The sequence below is a fragment of the Arthrobacter sp. ZBG10 genome (genome assembly GCF_001238605.1).
Lineage (GTDB): Bacteria > Actinomycetota > Actinomycetes > Actinomycetales > Micrococcaceae > Arthrobacter.
The window spans coordinates 1-19648 of sequence record NZ_LFQH01000099.1; the positions used below are offsets into that span (position 1 = coordinate 1).

Sequence of the window (19648 nt, forward strand, 5' to 3'; positions counted from 1 at the left end):
TGCTGGCTGAGTACACCTAGACCAGCGTGACGCCGGTGGCCTGGGGGCCCTTGGCGCCCTGGCCGATTTCGAACTGAACGCGCTGGTTCTCGTCGAGGGTTTTGAAGCCGCCCGTCTGGATTTCCGAATAGTGGACGAAGACATCGCCGTCGGCGTCATCCGGCGTGATGAAGCCGAAGCCCTTTTCAGCGTTAAACCACTTGACGGTTCCCTGTGCCATGTATTTCTCCTCATTGTGGAAAGGGTCTAAGAACGGCACACTGCGTGCCGGCCTTGGTCACTCCGCGGGAAGAATCCTGGCAGCCGGTCCGGTAAAGGAACGGTGTTGCAGGAGCTTCACGCTCGCAACATGTCTTGCGAGCATGAATAACACCTACACAAAGACTGTTCCAAGAATTTCATGTCCGTTCCCGCAGGTCAACGGTTTGGAATGCACAACAGGAAGAAAATAAGGTAACAAAACGGTGAAATGCCCAGCGCCTGGCCTGCCGGGGGCGCTCTGGCCTAGAAGAGCCGGGACCCGCTGTCGTCCACGCCCCGCATGGCGTCATAGTCCAGGGTGACGCAGTGGATGCCGCGGTCCGCGGCGAGCACCTTCGCCTGCGGCTTGATCTGCTGGGCGGCGAAGATGCCACGGACCGGCGCCAGCAGCGGATCCCGGTTCAGTAGTTCCAGGTAACGCGTGAGCTGTTCCACTCCGTCAATGTCGCCGCGGCGTTTCAGTTCAATGGCCACCGTGGCGCCGTCGGCGTCCCGGGCCAGGATGTCCACGGGCCCGATGGCCGTGAAGTACTCCCGGCGAATGAGCGAGAAGCCGGTACCAAGGGTCTCGATCTGGTCGGCCAGCAGCCGCTGGAGGTCCGCTTCGACGCCGTCCTTGATCAGGCCTGGGTCCACTCCCAGGTCGTGGGAGGTTTCGCTGAACTTCTCGTGGATGTTAATGATCAGCCGGTCGTCCGTCTTCGCCGACTGGACGGTCCACTGCTCCACCACGCCAAGTTCCAGGTCCACATCGTCCGGGGACGTCACCCGCAGGCTCGCCGGCGGGCTCATCCAGTTCAGCGGCTTATAGGAGCCGCCATCCGAATGGACCAGCACCGACCCGTCCGCCTTGACCAGGAGCAGCCTGGTGGCGAGGGGGAGATGGGCCTTGAGCCGGCCAACGTAATCTACTGAGCATCGGGCTATGACAAGTCGCACGCCGTACAGACTACCGGCTGGCGCCCTGTGCCAGGGTCCGGCCCCCGCTGAAGCTGGGGCAGAATGGAAGCATGCCCCGCTCCAACCGTCCGCGCCGTCCCGTGTCAGGCAAGGGTGCTGCACCTGGCCGCAGCAGCGGAAAAAAGACCGCCGGCGGCGGCGTGCCGGAACTGGACCTCGAACGTGCCAGGGCCGGCATCGCGCGGCGGGAAAGCGCGCCGGACGGCGACTGGATGGTCCGCACCATGACGGCACGGAATGCAGAGAAGACCTACATCTGTCCCGAATGCTCCACCGCAGTGGTGCCGGGAGTCGCGCACCTGGTGGTTTGGAAGGACGACCACCTGTTCGGTGCGGCGGCCGGGCTTGCAGAGCGGCGGCACTGGCATACCAACTGCTGGATTTCCCGCAGTTACCGTTACCGCTGAGCCTGCGGGCAGCCCGGGCCCCGCGTTGGCTAAGCTGGCAGGCATGACTTTTGATCCGGCGTCGTACGCATTCACCCAGTCCACGGGCCTGGCCCCCATCAGGGCGTCCACTGTCCTGCCCGCACGCCGGGAAAACGTGGAGCTGCTGACGGCTGACGGGCACACCCTGGTGGGCGAACTGGCCCTGCCTGAATCCGGCCCCGTGCACGCCACGCTGATCACCCTGCACCCGCTGCCCACCCACGGCGGCTTTATGGATTCCCACGTGTACCGGAAGGCGTCCTACCGGCTGCCGGCCCTGGCAGGCATCGCGGTGCTGCGGTTCAACACCCGCGGCACCACCTCGCCGCGCGGGACAAGTACCGGTGCGTTCGAGGAAGGCATCGGTGAGCGGAATGATGTTGCGGCAGCGGTCCAGTTCGCGGTGGACCGCGGCCTGCCCAACCGCTGGCTGGTGGGCTGGTCCTTCGGCACCGAACTTGCCCTCATGTACGGCGCCGTGGATCCCGTGGCCGGCCAGGTGGAAGGTGCTGTGCTGCTGTCGCCGCCGCTGCACCGCGCCACGGACCAACATCTGCGGCAGTGGGCGGACGCCGGCAAGCCGCTGGCCGTGCTGGTGCCCGAACACGATGACTACCTGCAGCCGGCAGAGGCTGCCGAGCGGTTCGCACTGGTGCCCCAGGCACGTGTGGTGGGGGTGGCCGGCGCCAAACACCTGTGGGTGGGGGAGAAGCACGCCGCACGGGTGCTCAACGAGATTGTGGCCACTGTCAGCCCGGCAGGGCCGGGCGGGGAAGGCCTGCCGCAGGAGTGGGCCGGTCCGGCCGCCACCGCTCCGGCCTGAGCCTGCCCCGGATGAGGCTTAGTGCTGGTCCTGCCGGACGATATAGATTTCCCGGACCAGCAGCAGGACAGCTGCTGCGGTGGGGATGGCGATCAGCGCGCCGAGCACGCCCAGCAGGCTGCCGCCGGCAATCACAGAGATGACTGCGACGGCCCCGGGGACCGCTACTGCCTTCTGCATGATGCGGGGGGAGATGAAGTACGCCTCGAACTGCAGGTAGGCGAAGTAGCAGATGGCGTAGATGACGGCTGTCTGCCAGCCCACCGTGAGGGAGATCAGCAGCACCACAACAGCGGCGATCAGCCCGCCCACCAGGGGGATGAACGCGAGCAGTGCCACCACAAACGCCAGCAGCAGGGCGAATGGAATATGCAGGATGGACATCACAATGAAGGCGTACGTGGCATTCAGCAGGGCCACGCAGACCTGGCCGATCACATAGTTGCCCACCGATTTGGTGATCTCCTCAGCCAGGGCTTCCACCCGGTTCCGGCGCGAGCGGGGGGCCAGGCGGTAGCCCCACTTCTTCATGGCCGGCAGGGCGGCCAGGAAGTACAGGCTCAGGACCAGCACAATCAAGGCGCCGAAGAGGCCGTTGGCCACGGTGGAGCCGAAGCCCACCACGCCCCCGAAGATCCCGCTGACGGCTGCCGGATCGTTGACGAACTTGTCCAGTTCGTCCTGGATGCGGTCTCGGACCCCGAACTGGTCATCGAGGTTGACGAAAAAGTCCGAGTTGATGAAATCCCGGACCCAGACCGGTGCCTGCTCCACAATCTGGGTGACCTGACCCACGATGGTGGGGATCAGCGTGGCGAAGAATCCGACAACAGCGCCAGCCAGCACCGCCACCGCAAGCAGGATGCCCACGGGGCGGGGGACCTTGCGGTTTTCCAGCCAGCCCACCACCGGCTCCAGGCCAAGGGCGATAAAGAGTGCTGCAACGATCCAGAGGAGAAGCTGCGTGGTGTTGGAACCGATCCAGTAGACCAGGAGGGCGAGCCCCACGCCCACAGTCCCCATAAAGCCCATGTACAGCGGATGCTGCGGCGACATCCGCGGACCGGGACGGCCGAACTGCGCCTTCACCTTGCTCTCCTCGCGGTCCCCGCCTTCCTCGGCGGCGTACTCCGGCGGCATCTCGAAGCGGAGCCGCGGCTGGGCGCCGGGGAGGGGCTGGCGGAGCCTGCGGACCACCTGGCCCAGGGCTGCGGCGGCGGTACCCTTGCGCCGCTTCGGTGCCTGACCCTGCAGCGCGTCCGCCTGCCCCTCGGTGCTGCCTGGGTTTTCGGTGTCCGCGGAGGATGCGTCCGTCTTGTCAGTCACTGGTTTTTGGGGCCTGTTCCGTGCGTGGCACCGCGCCTGCGGGCCGTTGTGATGATCATCGCAAACACTATCAGCCGGCCCGCCAGCACCGGCGGCGGTACCGCCGCCACCGGCTTCAGCCGGCGCCCGAGCGGGTCCCGGACAGCGCCCGTGGTAACAAAACGGTTACTATTGAAGGTAAACCCCCGCTGATGATAGGTGATCCCTTGCGTTTAAAGACTGCAGCCGCGCTGGTGCTGCTCGGCCTCCTGACCCTCCTGGCAGGCATCGGCCAGCAGACCATCTGGGCTCCGTCCGAGACCTTCACCGTCTCCGCGCCGGCCGATGGCACTGACGCACCCGTTACCGTTTTCGACCAGGGCCTGCGCACCCTGCATGGCGGCACCGCCAGGATCACCGTGGAAGGCGACGGGAACTTCATGCTTGCCTCCGGCCGACCGGACGACGTCGCCGCCTGGGTGGGCGGGGCCGCCCACAACACTGTCAACGGCGTGTCCGAGGACAAGAAGTCCCTTCAAGTGCAGCACTCGGAGGGTGAGGCCACAGTGCCCAACCCGGCCGGTTCCGACCTCTGGGTGACCACCGAGAACGCCAGCGGCGAACTCGATTACACCTGGACCCCGCCCGCAGACGGTGAATGGTCGCTGCTGCTGGCCACCGACGGCACCAAGCCGGCCCCGGCCACCGTCTCCATGACGTTCCCCAACGACACCGCTACCCCGTGGGCGGTGCCGCTGATCGTCCTGGGTGCCATCATCATGGCGGCCGGCATTGCCCTGGCCCTGCTCTCCGCGCGCAAGCGCAACGGCGAAGGCGATGGTGCAGGCAGCGGCTTCGCACAGCGCGCGCGGGAGCGGAAGGCCAACGGCTCTTCGGCACCGCTGGCCATGGCGGCGGCAGTCCTGGCGGCCGTGGTGGTTGCCGGTTCCGGCACCGCAGCCGTGGCGGCCACGCCGGCTCCTGACGCCTCCGGGTCTGCGGCACCGGCCAAGGACGAGGCAGCACCGTCGCGGGTGCTCCTGGACGCCCAGTTCCGCCGTGTCCTGGAGCAGGTCTCCAGTGCGGTGGATGCCGGCGATGCCGCCAAGGATGCCGCGCAGCTCGCCACCCGCGTTGGCGGTACCGAGCTGGAGGTCCGCACCCAGAACTACAAGATCCGCTCCCAGGTAGGCTCCTACGAGGCACGGATGCCCGTCCGCTCCACCAAGCTGCTCACCACTGTTGTCACCACCAACCGGGACTGGCCGCGGTCCGTTCTGGCTGTCACCCAGGGTGACGGGAACGTGGTTCCCCAGCTCCTGACCCTGGTCCAGGCCTCGCCGCGGGACAACTACAAGCTGGTCCAGACCACACCGCTCCAGCCGGGCACCACCTTCCCGAACATCAGCCGCGAGGGTACCGAAACCCTGGCAGCCGGGGATAAGACCGGCCTGCTGTACACGGCCGAAGAAGCCATGGCAGGACTTGCCGACCGCCTGGGCAACGCGGAATCGCCCTACAAGGACAAACTGGTGGAGGGCGAGTCCTCTCCCTACATCGCCGACACGCTTTCGTACCAGGCCGAAGTGGTCCAGTCAGGCCAGAACGGTAACTTCGCCTTCACCCACAAGTTGGATCCGGCCAGCATCACGGTGTTCCGCACCGCTGACGGCGGCGCGTTGGTGGAAGGCCGCATCAACTTCGGGTTCGAAGGCACCCCCAAGGCGGCCGGTGACAAGCTCACCATCGGTGACGACGCCGCCGCCCTGGCAGGCGGCAAGGAAACCACAACGGGTATGGTCCTGAGCTTCGTGGAATCCATGGCGGTTTATGTGCCGCCGGCCGGCAGCACCGATCCCATGAAACTTGTTGCCGCCACCCGCGGCCTTGTGGGGGCCTCGTTCAAGTAGTCCGGTGACCGCAGTACCCCCGGCAGCGGCCGGAGTGGCTAGAGTGGAAAGCATGAGTTCGCCTGCTTCCCGCCCTGTCCCTCCAGCCGCTGCCAGCCTGCTTAACCTGCGTGGCGCCGTCGATCTTTCCAGCCTCAAGCAGCGCCCCGCCGCTCCCGCTCCCGCCAGCGGCGCGCCGGCGCCTGGTGCACCGGCAACGGACGACGGCGGCCCGGAACTAAGCGTCAACGTCACCGAAGCCAACTTCCAGCAGCTTGTGGAGCTGTCCGCGCAGGTACCGGTTGTGATCGCGCTGTGGGCGCCGTATTCCCCGGAATCCGCGGGCATGCTCGAAACCCTCGAGCGCGTGGTGGCCGGCTACGCCGGAAAGCTGGTGCTGGGCGCCGCGGACGTGGAAGCCTTCCCACAGCTGGCCCAGGCGTTCCAAGTGCAGGCCGTGCCCACCGCCGTTGCAGTCCTTAAGGGCCAGCCTGTTCCGCTGTTTGAGGGCGGTGCAGAGGAAGCGCAGGTGCGTGGCATCCTGGATGAACTTTTGAAGGTGGCCGCAGCCAATGGAGTGACCGGCAGCCTGAAAGCCGGGCCGCAGGAGGAGCAGGAACCTGCGCCCCTGCCGCCCCTTCACCAGGCCGCCTATGATGCGATCGAGGCCGGCGACTACGAGGCCGCCGCCACCGCCTACCGCCAGGCGCTCAAGGAAATGCCTGCGGACCACGAGGCGAAGGCGGGGCTTTCGCAGGTGGAACTGATGGCCAGGCTGCAGCCGCTGTCCGCCCCGGACAGCGACGCCCTGCGCAAACTGGCCGCCGATGAGCCGGACAACATCGACGCCCAGCTGGGGGTGGCGGACCTGGACGTTTCCGGCGGCCACGTGGAGGACGCCCTGAACCGGGTGGTCACCTTCATCGGCCGGAACTTCGGACCCGAGCGGGAGACTGCCCGGATCAGGCTGCTGGAACTGTTTGAAGTGGTTGGCGCCTCCGATGAGCGCGTTGCCAAGGCACGGCAGGCCCTGGCCCGGGTGCTGTTCTAGTGCCGGGCCTGTTCGAGCCCCTGGCCCTGCGCGCCCTCGAACTCCGGCACCGCGGGTGGGTCTCGCCCATGTGCCAGTACAGCTGCGATCCCGACGCCGCGCCCGGAGTACCCAACGACTGGCACCTGATGCACCTGGGTTCCTTCGCCGCGGGCGGGGCGGCGCTGATCATCACCGAAGCCGCGGCCGTCAATGCGCAGGGCCGTATCAGTCCCAGGGATGCCGGGCTGTACAACGACGACCAGGCGGCCGCCTGGCAGCGGATCACCTCCTTTGTGCACCGGCACGGCGCCGCGGACGCTAAGATCGGTGTCCAGCTCGCCCACGCCGGCCGGAAGGCCGCCACTTACTGGCCGTTCTCCGGGGAACAGGGCTCGGTGCCCGCTGCCGACGGCGGCTGGGACACCGTGGGACCGTCACCGGCCGCTTTTGACGGCTACGCGGTTCCGGCGGAGATGACGGAGGACCAGATCCGTGGCGTCATCGCGGACTTTGCCGCCGCCGCCGTGCGGGCCGTGGCGGCGGGATTCGACACGGTAGAGCTCCACGGTGCCCACGGCTACCTGCTGCACCAGTTCCAGAGCCCGCTGATCAACCGCCGCCAGGACGCCTGGGGCGGCAGCGAGGCAGGGCGCAACAGGCTGATGCTGGCAGTGATCGATGCTGTCCGCGACGTCATCCCGGACAGCATGCCCCTGCTGCTCAGGATTTCGGCCACGGACTGGGCGCCGGGCGGGGTGGATTTGGCCGCATCCATCCGGCTGGCCCGGCAGGCAGTCGCCCAGGGTGTGGACCTGATCGATGTCTCCAGCGGAGGCGCTGTACCGCAGCAGCAGATTGCTCCCAGCCCCGGCTACCAGACAGGGTTTTCCGCCGCCATCCGCGCGGACGCAGGCGTCCCCACCGGGACTGTTGGCCTGCTGACGTCCGCCGGCCAGGCTGAACACGCCATCGCCACCGGCCAGGCGGACGCCGTGTTCCTGGGCCGGGCGGCCCTGCGGGATCCGCACTGGTGGCTGCGGGCCGCCTTCGAACTGGGTCATGACCTTCCGTGGGCGCCGCAGTACGAGCGCGCCGTGCCGCGGCGCACCTTCTGAGGCGCTGACACCCATGGCACATCGGGAAGAAGTACCGGATGAGGCTCCCCGGGAGAAAAACCCGGCCGACGGGAGCCGCGGCGTGGGTCCCGTCGACCAGGAGCTGGAAGCGAAAATCCTCGAACTCCTGGCGGCCAGGGCCGCAACGTCCACCATCTGTCCTTCGGATGCCGCCCGGGCAGTGGGCGGGGACACCTGGCGTGACCTGATGGAGCCTGCCCGGCAGGCTGCCCGGCGGCTGGTGGACGCCGGGCAGGTCAGCATCACCCAGGGCGGGACCGTGGTGGATCCGTCCACGGCCAAGGGACCCATCCGCATCCGCCGGGCCAAGTAGCCGGCTTAGCCCAGTTCGCCGGTGCCGGCTGCCGTCAGTGGCAGGATCCGGTCCCAGAATTCGGCCGGGATGTCCCAGCCGGCAAGATCCACAGCCTCCGCAACCCGGTCGGGTTCCGACATACCCACGATGGTGGAGGTGACGCGGGGGTCCCTGGTGGAGAACTGCAAGGCAGCGGCGGCCAGGGGAACGGAATACTCGGCGCAAAGAGCAGCCATCTTCCGGACACGGCCGATGATCGCGGGGGAGGCGGGCCGGTAGCAGTAGTTGGGTTCGGCGTCGGGTCCCTTAACCAGCATCCCGCCGCCGAACGGGGCAGCGTTCACGAACGCCACACCACGCTCCGCCGCATCCCGGATGAGGGGCCCGGCGCTCTGGTCCACCAGCGTGTAGCGGTTGTGGCTGATCACAACGTCGAACACGTCCAGGGCGAGGTACTTCAGTTCCAGGTCGATGGGCCCACCCGCCACGCCCAGGTGTCCGATCACACCTTGGCTGCGCAGGTCCAGGAGCGCTTCGAGCGGCCCGCCGGCAGCAGTACCCTCCTCGAACGTGATTTTTTCGGGGTCGTGCAGGTACACCAGCGGCAGGTGGTCAAGCCCCAGCCGGTCCAGGCTTTCCTCAACGGACTGCCGGACCCGCGCGCCCGAATAGTCGGCAACGCCACGGATCGGGTCCACTTTGGTGGCCACCACCACCCCGTCCGGAACGCCGCCGGCTGCGGCGATGGCGGCACCGATCCGGCGCTCGCTGTTGGTTTCGCCGTACTCATTGGAGGTATCGATGAAGTTCAGGGGTCCCGCAAAGGCCCTGAGGATGGTGTCGACGGCGGTGTCGGTGCCGCGGGGTGCCGGGTGGCTGCCCAGGGAGCTGGTGCCCACGCAGACGGTGGAGACGGTCAGCCCGGTGCGGCCCAGGGTGCGGTAGTCCATTCGGGAATCCTTCGGTTCAGACGGCGGGGAAACGCTTTCTTCTCCAGTATGCCGGTCTGCCCCGGCCGGGATCCCCGCTCGCCGCCCCGCGTGTCAGCCCAAAAGATCATCGGCGTAGCACCAGCGCCAGTCTTCCCCGGGTTCGATGCTGCGCATGACAGGGTGGCTGGTTTCGTGGAAATGCAGCGAGGCGTGGCGCCCGACGGAGGAATCGCAACAGCCCACGTTCCCGCATTCCAGGCACATCCGCAGGTGCACCGTGGCCGTTCCTTCACGCCGGCACGCTGCGCAGAAAGCGCCGGGCGGGACCGCGGGCTCTGCAGCTGCTGCCAGATGCCCGCAGATTCCGCCGGGCCGGGCGATCCCTTCACCGCCACCGCCATCGGAGGAGTCCAGCTCGTCCAGGGCCGCATCCAGCATGGACTCCTCGATGTCCAGCCGTTCCAGCACCTCACTGATCACCTCGTGCGCAAACTGCCCACCCCGCCGCAGGTCCAGGACCTTGGTCCGTTCGGCATCCAGCATGGCCATCCGCAACCGGGCATACCCCTGGCTGGGCGTTGCGGCGTCCGACTCGGGCCGGCCCAGCCGTTCCCAGGCGGCCAGGCCCCGTTCCTGCGTCCGGCGCTTGAGCATGTCCATGACTTCCGGCGGGTCAGTGTCCCGGCGCAGTTCCGCCAGCCGCCCCAGGCCGGCGTCTGTGGCCAGCTGCATCAGCGAAGCCCGGTTCAACGCGTCCTCGCGCCGGTCCGGACCCTGCACCGCCAGCAGCCTGACCAGAACAGGGAGTGTGAAACCCTGCAGCACCAACGTCCCGCCAACCACCACCAGGGCAGCCAGGACCAGCACATTCCGGTGTTCCAGGTCTGCGGGCAATGTCAGTACCGCGGCCAGGGTGACCACGCCCCGCATTCCGGCCCAGGAGACAATCGCCGCGGCCTGCCATGGTGGATCCGGCTCGGCCTTCCGGACCGAGGGAACCAGGCGCGGCAGGAACGTGGCCGGGAACACCCAGACCGGCCGGAGCAGCAGCACCGCCAGGAGGATCACCGCGCAGCCCAGCCAGACCCGGCCGGCACCCAGCGAGTCGTCCTGGACACCCTCCACGATGGCCCGCACCTGCAGCCCGATCAGCAGGAACACCGAGTTCTCCAGCAGGAACTGCACCGTGTCCCAGTTGCTGCGGGCACTCTGGCGGGCAGCGCCGTTGGGCATGGAGGGTGCCTTGAAGCCCATCACCAGCCCGGTCACAACAACAGCCAGCACCCCGGAGGCATGGATGGCCTCAGCGGGGAGGTACGCCACAAAAGGGGCCATCAAGGACGTGGACGTGTTGATGGCCACGTTGCTGACCCGCTTACGGACCTCCGTGAGGACATAGGCGGCCGCGAACCCCACAGCCAGCCCACCGCCGGCGGCCACCAGGAAACCGCCTGCGACCTCCAGTGCGGAAACGGACCCCGCGATCGCCGCGATCGCAGCGCGCAGGCACACCAGCGCGGTGGCGTCGTTAACCAGCGACTCGCCCTCGAGGATGCTGACGATGCGGCGGGGCATGCCCACCCGCCGCGCGATGGACGTGGCAGCCACGGCGTCCGGCGGGGCCACCACGGCGCCCAGGGCAATGGCCGCAGCCAGGGGGATCTCCGGGAACAGCCACCACACCACAAATCCCACGGCGATGGTGCCGAACACAACGTAGCCCACGGACAGCAGCCCGATGGACCTGATGTTGGAACTGAAATCAAACAGCGAGGACCGGAAGGCGGCGGCATACAGCAGGGGTGGCAGCAGGCCCACCAGGACCAGTTCGGGGTTGAGCTCAACCTCCGGGATGAACGGCAGGAAGGATCCCGCCACTCCCGCCAGGACCAGCAGCAGCGGAACGGGAAGGTCAAGCTTCCTGCCCAGCGCGCTGACGGCGCAAACCACGGCGACGATGACCAGCAGGCCCAGGGCAATGTGCATGAGGCAAGTCTGACAGGCTGCGGCCACAGGACCGCCCCAACGGGAGCGCGCGCTGGGTGCTCCTACGCCTATTTCACTACTCCTCCGGGAGGACCCGTCGCCCGGGGGTCGAAGGCTAGTCTGGCTTTATGACAGCTCTGCAACCTGAACAGGCGCCACGGCCCGGTACGGCACCCGCCCTGTCCATCAATGGCCTGGCAAAACGGTTCGGCGGGAAAATCGCGGTCGACGGCATCAGCCTTGATGTGCCGGCGGGTTCCTTCTACGGCGTTGTGGGCCCCAACGGCGCCGGCAAGACCACCACGCTCTCGATGGCCACCGGGCTGCTGCGGCCGGACTTCGGCACGGCAGCCGTGCACGGCGTGGATGTCTGGTCGAACCCCTTGGAAGCCAAGAAACTGATGGGGATCCTCCCTGACGGCGTCCGGCTGTTCGACCGGCTCACCGGCGAACAGCTCATCACCTACGCCGGCCTGCTGCGGGGCATGGACAGGGACGTGGTGGCCACCCGCGTGCGCGAACTGCTGGCTGCCATGGACCTGACCAAGGATGCCGGGACGCTGGTGGTGGACTACTCCGCCGGCATGACCAAGAAGATCGCGTTGGCATCCGCCCTTATCCACGCCCCGCGGCTGCTGGTCCTGGACGAACCGTTCGAAGCGGTGGACCCGGTCAGTGCCGCCAACATCCGCTCCATCCTCGACGGCTATGTGGGTTCCGGCGGTACGGTGATCGTTTCCAGCCACGTGATGGACCTGGTCCAGCGCATGTGCGACCACGTGGCAGTGGTGGCCGGTGGCAGGCTGCTGGCCGCCGGAACTGTTGACGAAGTCCGCGGCGAAGCCTCGCTCGAGGACCGGTTCGTGGAACTGGTGGGCGGCCGAAGCACAACGGAGGGGCTCGAATGGTTGCGCACCTTCTAAGGCTCAAACTCACACTGCTGCGAAACGGCCTCCGCCGGAGTCCGTGGCAGCTGGTGGGCATGGCGTTCGGTGCCCTGTACGCCCTGGGCATCATCGGGCTGCTGATTTTCGCCCTGGTGATGCTGCGGACCGAACCACTGGAGCTTGCCTCCACTGCGGTGGTCCTGGGCGGGGCCGCAGCCATCGTCGGCTGGGCCGTGATCCCGGTTGTGGCCTCCGGAACGGACATGACCCTGGACCCTGCCCGCTTCACCACCTTCGCCATCCCGCTGCGGAAGATGCTCCCGGGCCTGGCGCTGGGCGGGCTGATCGGAATCCCCGGCATCGCCACCGCCCTGGTGGGACTGTCCACGGCCGTGACCTGGTGGCGCGGGGTGCTGCCGGTCCTGGCGGCCGTGGTTGGCGCGGCCCTTGGGGTCCTGACCTGCATTGTCATCTCCAAGGTGACCACCACGGCGACCGCAAGCCTGGCAGCTTCCCGCCGCTTCAAGGACGTCAGCGCCATCGCTTTTATGGTTCCGCTGGTCCTGCTCGGACCCATCATCGCCGGCGTGACCCGCGGCATCACGGATTCCGCGGCCTTCCTGCCGGAACTGGCCCGCACCATGTCCTGGACGCCGCTGGGCGCCTCCTGGGCCCTGGCCGGGGACGTCGCGGCAGGCGACGCGGGACCGGCGCTGCTGAAGCTGCTGATCGCCGCCGCCACGCTGGCCGCACTGGCGTGGGCGTGGAAGTCCATGCTGGAACGGGCCCTGGTGACCCCGCCCTACAGCGGCGGCAGCACCAAGCGCAAGGGCGGCAAGCTGGGCCTGCTGGGCCTGCTGCCGCCAACCCCCACCGGCGCCGTGACGGCCCGGGCGCTGACCTACTGGCTGCGCGACCCCCGCTACTCAGGGTCCCTGGTGGTGATCCCGCTGCTCCCGGTGGTGCTGGTGTTCACCGGCGCCCAGAGCGGGGATTTCAGCAGCCTGGCCATCCTGGCGCCGCTATCCGCCTTCCTCCTGGCCTGGTCGATCTCAGCCGACGTCTCCTACGACAACACTGCGTTTGCCCTGCACCTCGCCACGGGTGTCAGGGGCACCGCGGACCGGTTGGGCCGGGCCATGGCCTGCCTGCTGTTCTCCCTTCCCACGGTGCTGGTTTTCGCCGTGGCATATGCCGTCCTGACCGACACCTGGTATGCGTTCCCGGGGCTGCTGGGACTAACGCTGGGCATCCTGTTCAGCGGGCTGGGCCTTTCGTCTGTGGTGTCTGCCCGGTACACCACGCCCGTGCCCTTGCCCGGTGACAGCCCGTTCAAAAAGCCGCCGGGCAACGTGGGCCAGACCATGGCCGTCCAGTTCGGCGGCATGGGCGTCCTGCTGGTCCTGGTGATCCCCGAGGTTGCACTGCTTATTGCCGAACTGGTCACCGGCAACAGGATGCTGGGCTGGATCAACCTGGCCGTGGGCCTGCTGCTGGGTCTTGGACTCTTCGCCGGCGGCATCCGGCTGGGCGGAAAATGGCTTGACGCCAGGGGGCCGGAACTCCTGGCCCAGGTGGGCGTCAATAAGTAATGCCTTTCACCGGGGCCGCTGCCGCACGGCAGCGGCCCTTGGCGTCCCCGGCGCCTGTTCCAACACGCCCGGGCGCGCCGGCTGTCCCTGTGCTGCACCTGGTCCAAACGGGCACCCGGGAGGTCCCGGCGTCGAACGCCAGGCCTTCGGAAAGGCTAAGATGGAAGGCATGACTAGCATGACGGACCCTCTCGAAAACGATCCGCGGCGCGAGCTGTCCGGGGCTGGAACGTCCACGGCCACCATTGAGCGCGAGGAACTCCGCCAGGAAGTGGAGCCCGGGGACCGGGAGCGCTTTTCGCACTATGTGCGGAAGGAAAAAATCATGGAGTCCGCCCTCAGTGGCGAACCCGTTATTGCCCTGTGCGGCAAGGTCTGGACGCCGGGCCGGGATCCCAAAAAGTTTCCGGTCTGCCCCATGTGCAAAGAGGTTTATGACGGCCTGCGGCCCAGCAACGACGGTGGCAAGGGCTCCGGCGGGGACAAGGGCAACAACAAATAGTGACGGAAACCCTCTTTGGTGGCCCCACCCTGCCTCCGGCATACCCGGAACGCGCAGCCTGGGGAACCGCCCCGAAACTCCGTGCCTGGCAGCAGGAGGCCCTGGACCTGTACATGCAGGCGGCCCCCCGTGACTTCCTGGCCGTCGCAACGCCCGGCGCCGGTAAGACCACCTTCGCGCTGCGGGTTGCCTCAACGCTGATCGAGGCCGGCACCGTCAACCGCGTCACCATTGTGGCGCCCACCGACCACCTTAAGCGGCAGTGGGCCGACGCCGCCGCCAAGGTGGGCATTGCGATCGACCCCAACTTCAAGAACTCCGACGGCCAGCACGGCCGCGGCTTCGTTGGGGTGGCCGTCACATACGCCCAGGTGGCCAGCAAACCGCTGCTGCACCGGGCCAAGACGGAGGCCGCCCGCACCCTGGTGATCCTCGATGAGATCCACCACGGCGGCGAAGCCCTGTCCTGGGGCGACGGCCTGCGCGAGGCGTTTGATCCTGCCATCCGGCGGCTGTCCCTGACAGGTACGCCGTTCCGGTCGGACACCTCACCCATCCCGTTTGTGGAATACGCCCAGGACCGCGACGGCATCCGCCGGTCGAAGGCGGATTACACATACGGTTACGGCAGTGCCCTGCGCGACCATGTGGTCCGCCCCGTGATGTTTATGGCCTATTCGGGCCAGATGCGCTGGCGCACCAGCGCCGGCGAGGAAATGGCCGCCTCCCTCGGTGAGGCCGCCGTCACGAAGGACATCACCTCCCAGGCCTGGCGTACGGCGCTTAACCCCACGGGGGAGTGGATCCCGGCCGTCCTGGCCGGCGCGGACAAGCGGCTCAGCGAGGTGCGCCGCACCGTGCCCGACGCCGGCGGCCTGGTTATCGCCACCGACCACGAGGATGCCCGCGCGTACGCCGGCCAACTGAAGCGGATCACCGGCGAATCGCCCACCGTTATCCTCTCGGATGACGCCAAGGCTTCGGACAAGATCGACGAGTTCACCGCCAGCGAGAAACGCTGGATGGTGGCGGTCCGCATGGTGTCCGAAGGTGTTGACGTCCCGCGGCTGTCCGTGGGCGTCTACGCCACGTCCACCTCCACCCCGCTGTTCTTCGCCCAGGCCGTGGGACGTTTTGTGCGTGCCCGCAAACGCGGCGAAACGGCGTCGGTGTTCCTGCCGTCGGTGCCGCAATTGATGGCGCTGGCCAACTCCATGGAAGCCGAACGCGACCATGCCCTGGACCGTCCCGAAAAAGAGGACGCCGACGGCCTGTTCAACCCCGAAGACTCACTCATGGCGGACGCCAACCGCGAGGACAAGGCATCCGACAGCCTCACCAAAGGCAAGTTCGAGGCACTGGATTCGCAGGCGTCCTTTGACCGGGTCCTGTTCGACGGCGGCGAGTTCGGTACCGGCGGCGAAGTGGGTTCGGACGATGAACTGGACTTCCTGGGCATTCCGGGCCTGCTGGACGCGGAACAGGTGGGGACCCTCCTGCGCCAGCGCCAGCACGAGCAGCTGAACCGGAAGAGCAGGTCTGCGCCCGTGCAGGCGGCCGCCCCTGCCATGCCGGACCACCGGATGCTGATGGACCTGCGGAATGAGCTGGCCAAAAACGTCTCGGCCTGGTCGGCCCGGACCGGCACCCCGCACGGTGTGGTGCACACCAAGCTGCGGACGGTGTGCGGTGGCCCTCCCGTGGCCCAGGCCAACGAGGAGCAGCTCCAGTCGCGGCTGCGGAAGCTTCAGGACTGGTTTATCGGCCGCACGTAGGCGCGTGGCGGACCGCCAGGGGTCGAGGCGTTATTTGGCTTTGACCACCGGCAGGTCATCCCAGTGCGTGGTGTACCGCGGCGTCAGCCTGTCCCGCTTGGTGGCCCACTTCGATCCGGACCTGAGGCCGCCGTGGCCCAGCCCGATGCTGGCCCGGCCGAACCGTTCCGCAACACCATCCAGGATGGGGCCCAGGGTCCGGTCCGGCGTGTCCAGGAAGTCCATCAGGGTGTCCTGGCTGCCTGCCGGACTCAGGTCCCTGACGGTGACGCCCACCCGCATATAGGGGGTGCCTTCGCGGATGTCCGGCAGCAGGCGCTGCGCCGCCCTGATGATCTCCAGAGGATCGGCGGTGGGGGAGGGGAACGCCACGTCCACGGAGTGGGCCACGACGGGTCCGCCGTTAAAGGACGAGGTCCGGGCGAAAGCGTTGAGGTTCCCGGTGACCAGCTTTTTCCGGGCAAGGCGGGCTGCTGCGCCCTGGGCGTAGACACTCAGGGCCTGCCCCACCTCCCTGACACTGCTGGCGGGAGTCACAAACGACCGGGAAAACAGGATCTGGCTGTGGCCCCGGGTTTCGTCCAGGGTGATGCAGGGGGTTCCCTGCAGTTCCAGGACCGTCCGCATCAGGACCACCGAGAAACGCTTGCGGATCACCAGGGGATCGGCATTGCGCAGGTCCCAGGCCGTGACAATCCCGACCGCGGCGAGCCGGGTGCTGTTGCGCCCGCCCACACCCCAGATCTTCTGCGCCGGAAGCTTGCGCAGCAGCCGCTCCTGGTCCGCGGGGCTGATGCTGTCCCAGTGGCAGACGCCCTGGAAGTGCGGGTTGTTCTTGGCCCATTGGTTGGCAAGTTTGGCGAGGGTTTTGGTGGGGGCCAGCCCCACGCAGACGGGCAGTCCCACGTGGCGGCGCACGCCGCGGCGGATGTTCCGGCCGGCGGCGTGCTGGTCGGCGGTGCTTCCGGGCAAGGTCAGGAAGGCCTCGTCGATGCTGTAGATCTCGGTGGCCAGCGAGTGCCTGGCCAGGTACTCCATCACCCGTGCGCTGAGGTCCCCGTACAGTTCGTAGTTGCTGGACAGGCCCACCAGGCCCCAGGCCTTGGCCTGCGCCGAGATCTGGAACCAGGGTGCGCCCATGGCGATGCCCAGGTCCTTGGCCTCGGCGCTTCGGGTGATCACACAGCCGTCATTGTTGGACAGGATCACCACGGGCCGGTTTTCCAGCGATGGGTCGAAGGCGCGCTCCGCGGAAACGTAGAAGTTGTTCACGTCCACCAGGGCGAAGCACTTTGCCGCGCGGTTGGGGCCGGCTTCAGACACGGTGCAGGCACCGGGTGGCGACGCCCCACACGGCCAGGTCGACGCCGGCCGTCACCGTGATGGGGGCCAGGCCGGGATCGTCAGCGGTGAGCGTGAGCTCGTCCCCGGCAAGGTGGAGCCTGCGGATGATCAGCTCGCCATCCACAACGGCAACCACCACGGAGCCGCTGCGGGCAGTGAGGGAGCGGTCCACGATCAGTTCGTCCCCGTCGAAAATGCCGGAGGCCCGCATCCCGTCGCCCGCCACCCTGAGGATGAACGTGCTGGTTATGTCGTTGATCAGGTGCTTATTGAGGTCGATGCGGCCGGAAAAATAGTCCTGAGCCGGAGAGGCAAAGCCCACCGGCAGGAATGACTCCCCGGTCCCGGCTGCTCCTTGTCCGGCGCTGTCCGCCGGCTCCGCTGGGTAGGCCATGGTGTCCCTCCATTCCGATTCCCCCCAGTCTAATCGAACATGTGTTCGAGCCAGGCCGACGCGGGGGCGGTCCGGAGGTGACCCTCAGGTACAGGCCGTGGGACTAGGCGATCTCGACGCCGCCCAGTTCCATCTCCGCCACGGCCTCGTCGAGGTCTTCGGCGATCCCGGCTGTCAGGGAACGGATCACGGTGACGCCGTAGCCTGCCTGGACCGCATCGAGGGCGGTGGCGCGCACGCAGTAGTCGGTCGCCAGCCCCACCACCACCACGTCCTCCACGTCGTTGCTTTGGAGCCATTCATCCAGGCCGATGGCGTCCCCGTCCGGTGCTGACTGCGGCGAATCGTTGGCCCCGGGCATTGACCCGGGCTGGCGCTCGCCGGTGGGGACAGCGTCCTCGGGGGCAAGTAGGCCTTCGAAGCCGGAGTAGGCGGCCGTGAACTGGCCCTTGCGGAAGAAGGCCTCGATGTACTCGGTGTCCAGGTCCTCGTGCAGCTCCGCCCCGCGGGTTCCCGCCACGCAGTGCGGCGGCCAGCTGTCCTTGAAGTCGGGGGCAGCGGAGAAGTGGTTGCCCGGATCGATATGCCAGTCCTGGGTGGCCACCACATGGTCGAATTGGCCCTGGTGGGCGTCGACGTATTCGCTGATGGCAACGGCCAGGTCCGCCCCGCCGGTGACGGGCAGTGCACCGCCTTCGCAGAAATCGTTCTGGACATCAACAATGATCAGGGCGCGGGACATCAGCTCTCCTCGTAAACGGTGGGGATGGCGGCGTCACCGCGCTGGAGCCGGTGGACCACCGAGGGCAGTTCGGCCATGGAATCCGCGTGCCGTTGCCGCGCGCGCTGCACTCCCTCATAACCGGTCCAGCCGGGCAGCAGTTCGCCGTTTTTCATGAACTGCTGCAGGAGCTGGCGGTCGTTGCCGTCGTCCTCGGGCCGGTGCCCCACCCCGACCATCTCGGCGGTGGCAGTGCCGCGTTCGTTCAGCTTGCGCAGGGCATATTTGCGGCCGCCTACGCTGGCCTTATTTTTGGCTGCCTTGGCGACGGAGACGAAGTTCCCGGCGTCGTCAGTGCGGCTGACGAGCTTGTAGACCATGCTCGCCGTCGGCGCGCCGGAGCCCGTCACCAAAGACGTGCCCACGCCGTAGGAATCCACCGGAGCGGATTGCAGGGCAGCGATGGCAAACTCATCGAGGTCGGAGGTGACCACAATTTTGGTGTTCACGTTCCCCAAATCGTCCAGCAGGCGGCGGACCCATTGCGCCTGGGCCACAAGGTCACCCGAGTCCAGCCGTACCGCGCCCAGTTTGGGCCCTGCCAGGTCCACGGCCGTGCGGACGGCGGTTTCGACGTCGTACGTGTCCACCAGCAGCGACGTGCCGGCGCCAAGGGACGCGATCTGGGCCTCGAAGGCGTCGCGCTCATTGTCGTGCAGGAGCGTAAAGGAATGCGCTGCGGTGCCCACGGTCTTGATGCCGTAGCGCACGCCGGCTTCCAGGTTGGAGGTGCTGTCGAAGCCGGCAATGACAGCGGCCCGGGCAGCAGCGGACGCGGCTTCCTCGTGGGTGCGCCGTGACCCCATTTCGATGCATGGCCGTCCGCCGGCCGCGCCCACCATACGGGAGGCCGCCGAGGCGATGGCACTGTCGTGGTTCAGGACCGACAGGACGTAGGTTTCCAGCATGCAGGCCTCGGCGAACGTGGCCTCAACAATGAGGATGGGGGAGTTGGGGAAGTAGGCCTCGCCCTCGGCGTAGCCCCAGATGTCGCCGGTGAACCGGTAGTCGGCCAGGTAGTCCAGCGTCTGCTGGTTCACCACCTTGGTGGCAGCCAGGAACTCCAGTTCGGCCGCGCCGAACCGGAAGTTGGCGATGCCTTCCAGCAGCCGTCCCGTGCCCGCAACCACGCCGTAGCGGCGGCCATCCGGCAGGCGCCGCGCGAAGGCTTCAAACACCGATTTGCGGTGGGCTGCGCCGGAATGCAGGGCAGCCTGCAACATGGTCAGCTCGTAGTGGTCTGTGTAAAAGGACGTGCGGGGATGGTCCCAGCCGGCAGAGGTGCTCACGAAAATCACTCTAGTCCCCACCGGCTCCCACGTCTC

General features: G+C 67.5%; 19 protein-coding genes. 10 read left to right on the forward strand and 9 right to left on the reverse strand.

What is annotated here, in order from left to right; translation table 11 throughout:
- Positions 1 to 16: 16 nt before the first annotated feature.
- Together ACU18_RS18310 and nucS are read right to left on the reverse strand one after the other, a co-directional pair.
- The gene (locus ACU18_RS18310; RefSeq protein WP_050687909.1) at positions 17 to 220 is read right to left on the reverse strand and encodes a cold-shock protein; all 204 of its coding nucleotides are present in this window, start codon (positions 218 to 220) and stop codon (positions 17 to 19) included.
- Positions 221 to 504: 284 nt separating this feature from the next.
- The gene (nucS, locus tag ACU18_RS18315; protein WP_050687910.1) at positions 505 to 1200 is read right to left on the reverse strand and encodes an endonuclease NucS; all 696 of its coding nucleotides are present in this window, start codon (positions 1198 to 1200) and stop codon (positions 505 to 507) included.
- Positions 1201 to 1271: 71 nt separating this feature from the next.
- Between nucS and ACU18_RS18320 the strand changes: the two genes are divergently transcribed.
- Positions 1272 to 1628: a hypothetical protein gene (locus ACU18_RS18320; protein ID WP_050687911.1), complete on the forward strand. Its 357-nt coding sequence runs from the start codon at positions 1272 to 1274 to the stop codon at positions 1626 to 1628.
- Between the two features lie 43 nt (positions 1629 to 1671).
- Entirely contained in the window at positions 1672 to 2472 is an 801-nt protein-coding gene (locus ACU18_RS18325; protein WP_050687912.1) for an alpha/beta hydrolase, read from the forward strand.
- 18 nt (positions 2473 to 2490) lie between these two features.
- On the opposite strand, the gene ACU18_RS18330 is transcribed toward ACU18_RS18325, so the two are convergent.
- On the reverse strand, positions 2491 to 3726 hold the full coding sequence (locus ACU18_RS18330; RefSeq protein WP_050687925.1) for an AI-2E family transporter: 1236 nt from the start codon (positions 3724 to 3726) through the stop codon (positions 2491 to 2493).
- Between the two features lie 263 nt (positions 3727 to 3989).
- Here ACU18_RS18330 and ACU18_RS18335 point away from each other — a divergent pair, with 263 nt between their 5' ends.
- The 4 genes from ACU18_RS18335 to ACU18_RS18350 are packed head-to-tail and all read left to right on the forward strand — an operon-like array spanning position 3990 to position 8148.
- Complete coding sequence (locus tag ACU18_RS18335) at positions 3990 to 5687, forward strand: hypothetical protein (protein WP_050687913.1); 1698 nt, start codon at positions 3990 to 3992, stop codon at positions 5685 to 5687.
- Positions 5688 to 5739: 52 nt separating this feature from the next.
- On the forward strand, positions 5740 to 6717 hold the full coding sequence (locus tag ACU18_RS18340) for a tetratricopeptide repeat protein (protein WP_050687914.1): 978 nt from the start codon (positions 5740 to 5742) through the stop codon (positions 6715 to 6717).
- Positions 6717 to 7814 carry an NADH:flavin oxidoreductase/NADH oxidase gene (locus ACU18_RS18345; RefSeq protein ID WP_050687915.1) on the forward strand — a complete coding sequence of 366 codons (1098 nt, stop codon included), beginning with the start codon at positions 6717 to 6719 and terminating at the stop codon, positions 7812 to 7814. Before ACU18_RS18340 ends, ACU18_RS18345 begins: the two co-directional genes overlap by 1 nt.
- 13 nt (positions 7815 to 7827) lie before the next feature.
- Entirely contained in the window at positions 7828 to 8148 is a 321-nt protein-coding gene (locus tag ACU18_RS18350) for a DUF3253 domain-containing protein (protein WP_082178407.1), read from the forward strand.
- Positions 8149 to 8153: 5 nt separating this feature from the next.
- On the opposite strand, the gene ACU18_RS18355 is transcribed toward ACU18_RS18350, so the two are convergent.
- On the reverse strand, positions 8154 to 9080 hold the full coding sequence (locus ACU18_RS18355) for an aldo/keto reductase (protein ID WP_050687916.1): 927 nt from the start codon (positions 9078 to 9080) through the stop codon (positions 8154 to 8156).
- 93 nt (positions 9081 to 9173) lie between these two features.
- Positions 9174 to 11048, reverse strand: coding sequence for a Na+/H+ antiporter (locus tag ACU18_RS18360; protein WP_050687917.1), 1875 nt, complete (start codon positions 11046 to 11048; stop codon positions 9174 to 9176).
- Between the two features lie 128 nt (positions 11049 to 11176).
- Between ACU18_RS18360 and ACU18_RS18365 the strand changes: the two genes are divergently transcribed.
- The 4 genes from ACU18_RS18365 (at position 11177) to ACU18_RS18380 (ending at position 15804) form a co-directional block, all read left to right on the forward strand.
- The gene (locus tag ACU18_RS18365) at positions 11177 to 11971 is read left to right on the forward strand and encodes an ABC transporter ATP-binding protein (protein ID WP_050687918.1); all 795 of its coding nucleotides are present in this window, start codon (positions 11177 to 11179) and stop codon (positions 11969 to 11971) included.
- Positions 11953 to 13527, forward strand: coding sequence for a hypothetical protein (locus ACU18_RS18370; protein ID WP_050687919.1), 1575 nt, complete (start codon positions 11953 to 11955; stop codon positions 13525 to 13527). Before ACU18_RS18365 ends, ACU18_RS18370 begins: the two co-directional genes overlap by 19 nt.
- A 160-nt stretch (positions 13528 to 13687) precedes the next feature.
- The gene (locus ACU18_RS18375; RefSeq protein WP_050687920.1) at positions 13688 to 14029 is read left to right on the forward strand and encodes a DUF3039 domain-containing protein; all 342 of its coding nucleotides are present in this window, start codon (positions 13688 to 13690) and stop codon (positions 14027 to 14029) included.
- A complete protein-coding gene (locus tag ACU18_RS18380; RefSeq protein ID WP_050687921.1) occupies positions 14029 to 15804 on the forward strand; it encodes a DEAD/DEAH box helicase in 1776 nt (591 codons plus the stop codon). Before ACU18_RS18375 ends, ACU18_RS18380 begins: the two co-directional genes overlap by 1 nt.
- 30 nt (positions 15805 to 15834) lie before the next feature.
- Here the strand turns inward: ACU18_RS18380 and ACU18_RS18385 are convergent, their stop codons facing one another.
- From ACU18_RS18385 to ACU18_RS18400, 4 genes are all read right to left on the reverse strand, one after another.
- Positions 15835 to 17127, reverse strand: a complete 1293-nt coding sequence (locus ACU18_RS18385) for a Y-family DNA polymerase (RefSeq protein ID WP_050687922.1) — start codon at positions 17125 to 17127, stop codon at positions 15835 to 15837.
- Positions 17120 to 17542 carry a LexA family protein gene (locus ACU18_RS18390; RefSeq protein ID WP_050687923.1) on the reverse strand — a complete coding sequence of 141 codons (423 nt, stop codon included), beginning with the start codon at positions 17540 to 17542 and terminating at the stop codon, positions 17120 to 17122. Before ACU18_RS18390 ends, ACU18_RS18385 begins: the two co-directional genes overlap by 8 nt.
- Before the next feature lie 103 nt (positions 17543 to 17645).
- Positions 17646 to 18284, reverse strand: a complete 639-nt coding sequence (locus ACU18_RS18395; RefSeq protein ID WP_050687924.1) for an isochorismatase family protein — start codon at positions 18282 to 18284, stop codon at positions 17646 to 17648.
- Entirely contained in the window at positions 18284 to 19612 is a 1329-nt protein-coding gene (locus ACU18_RS18400; protein ID WP_050687927.1) for a nicotinate phosphoribosyltransferase, read from the reverse strand. Before ACU18_RS18400 ends, ACU18_RS18395 begins: the two co-directional genes overlap by 1 nt.
- Positions 19613 to 19648 lie beyond the last annotated feature (36 nt).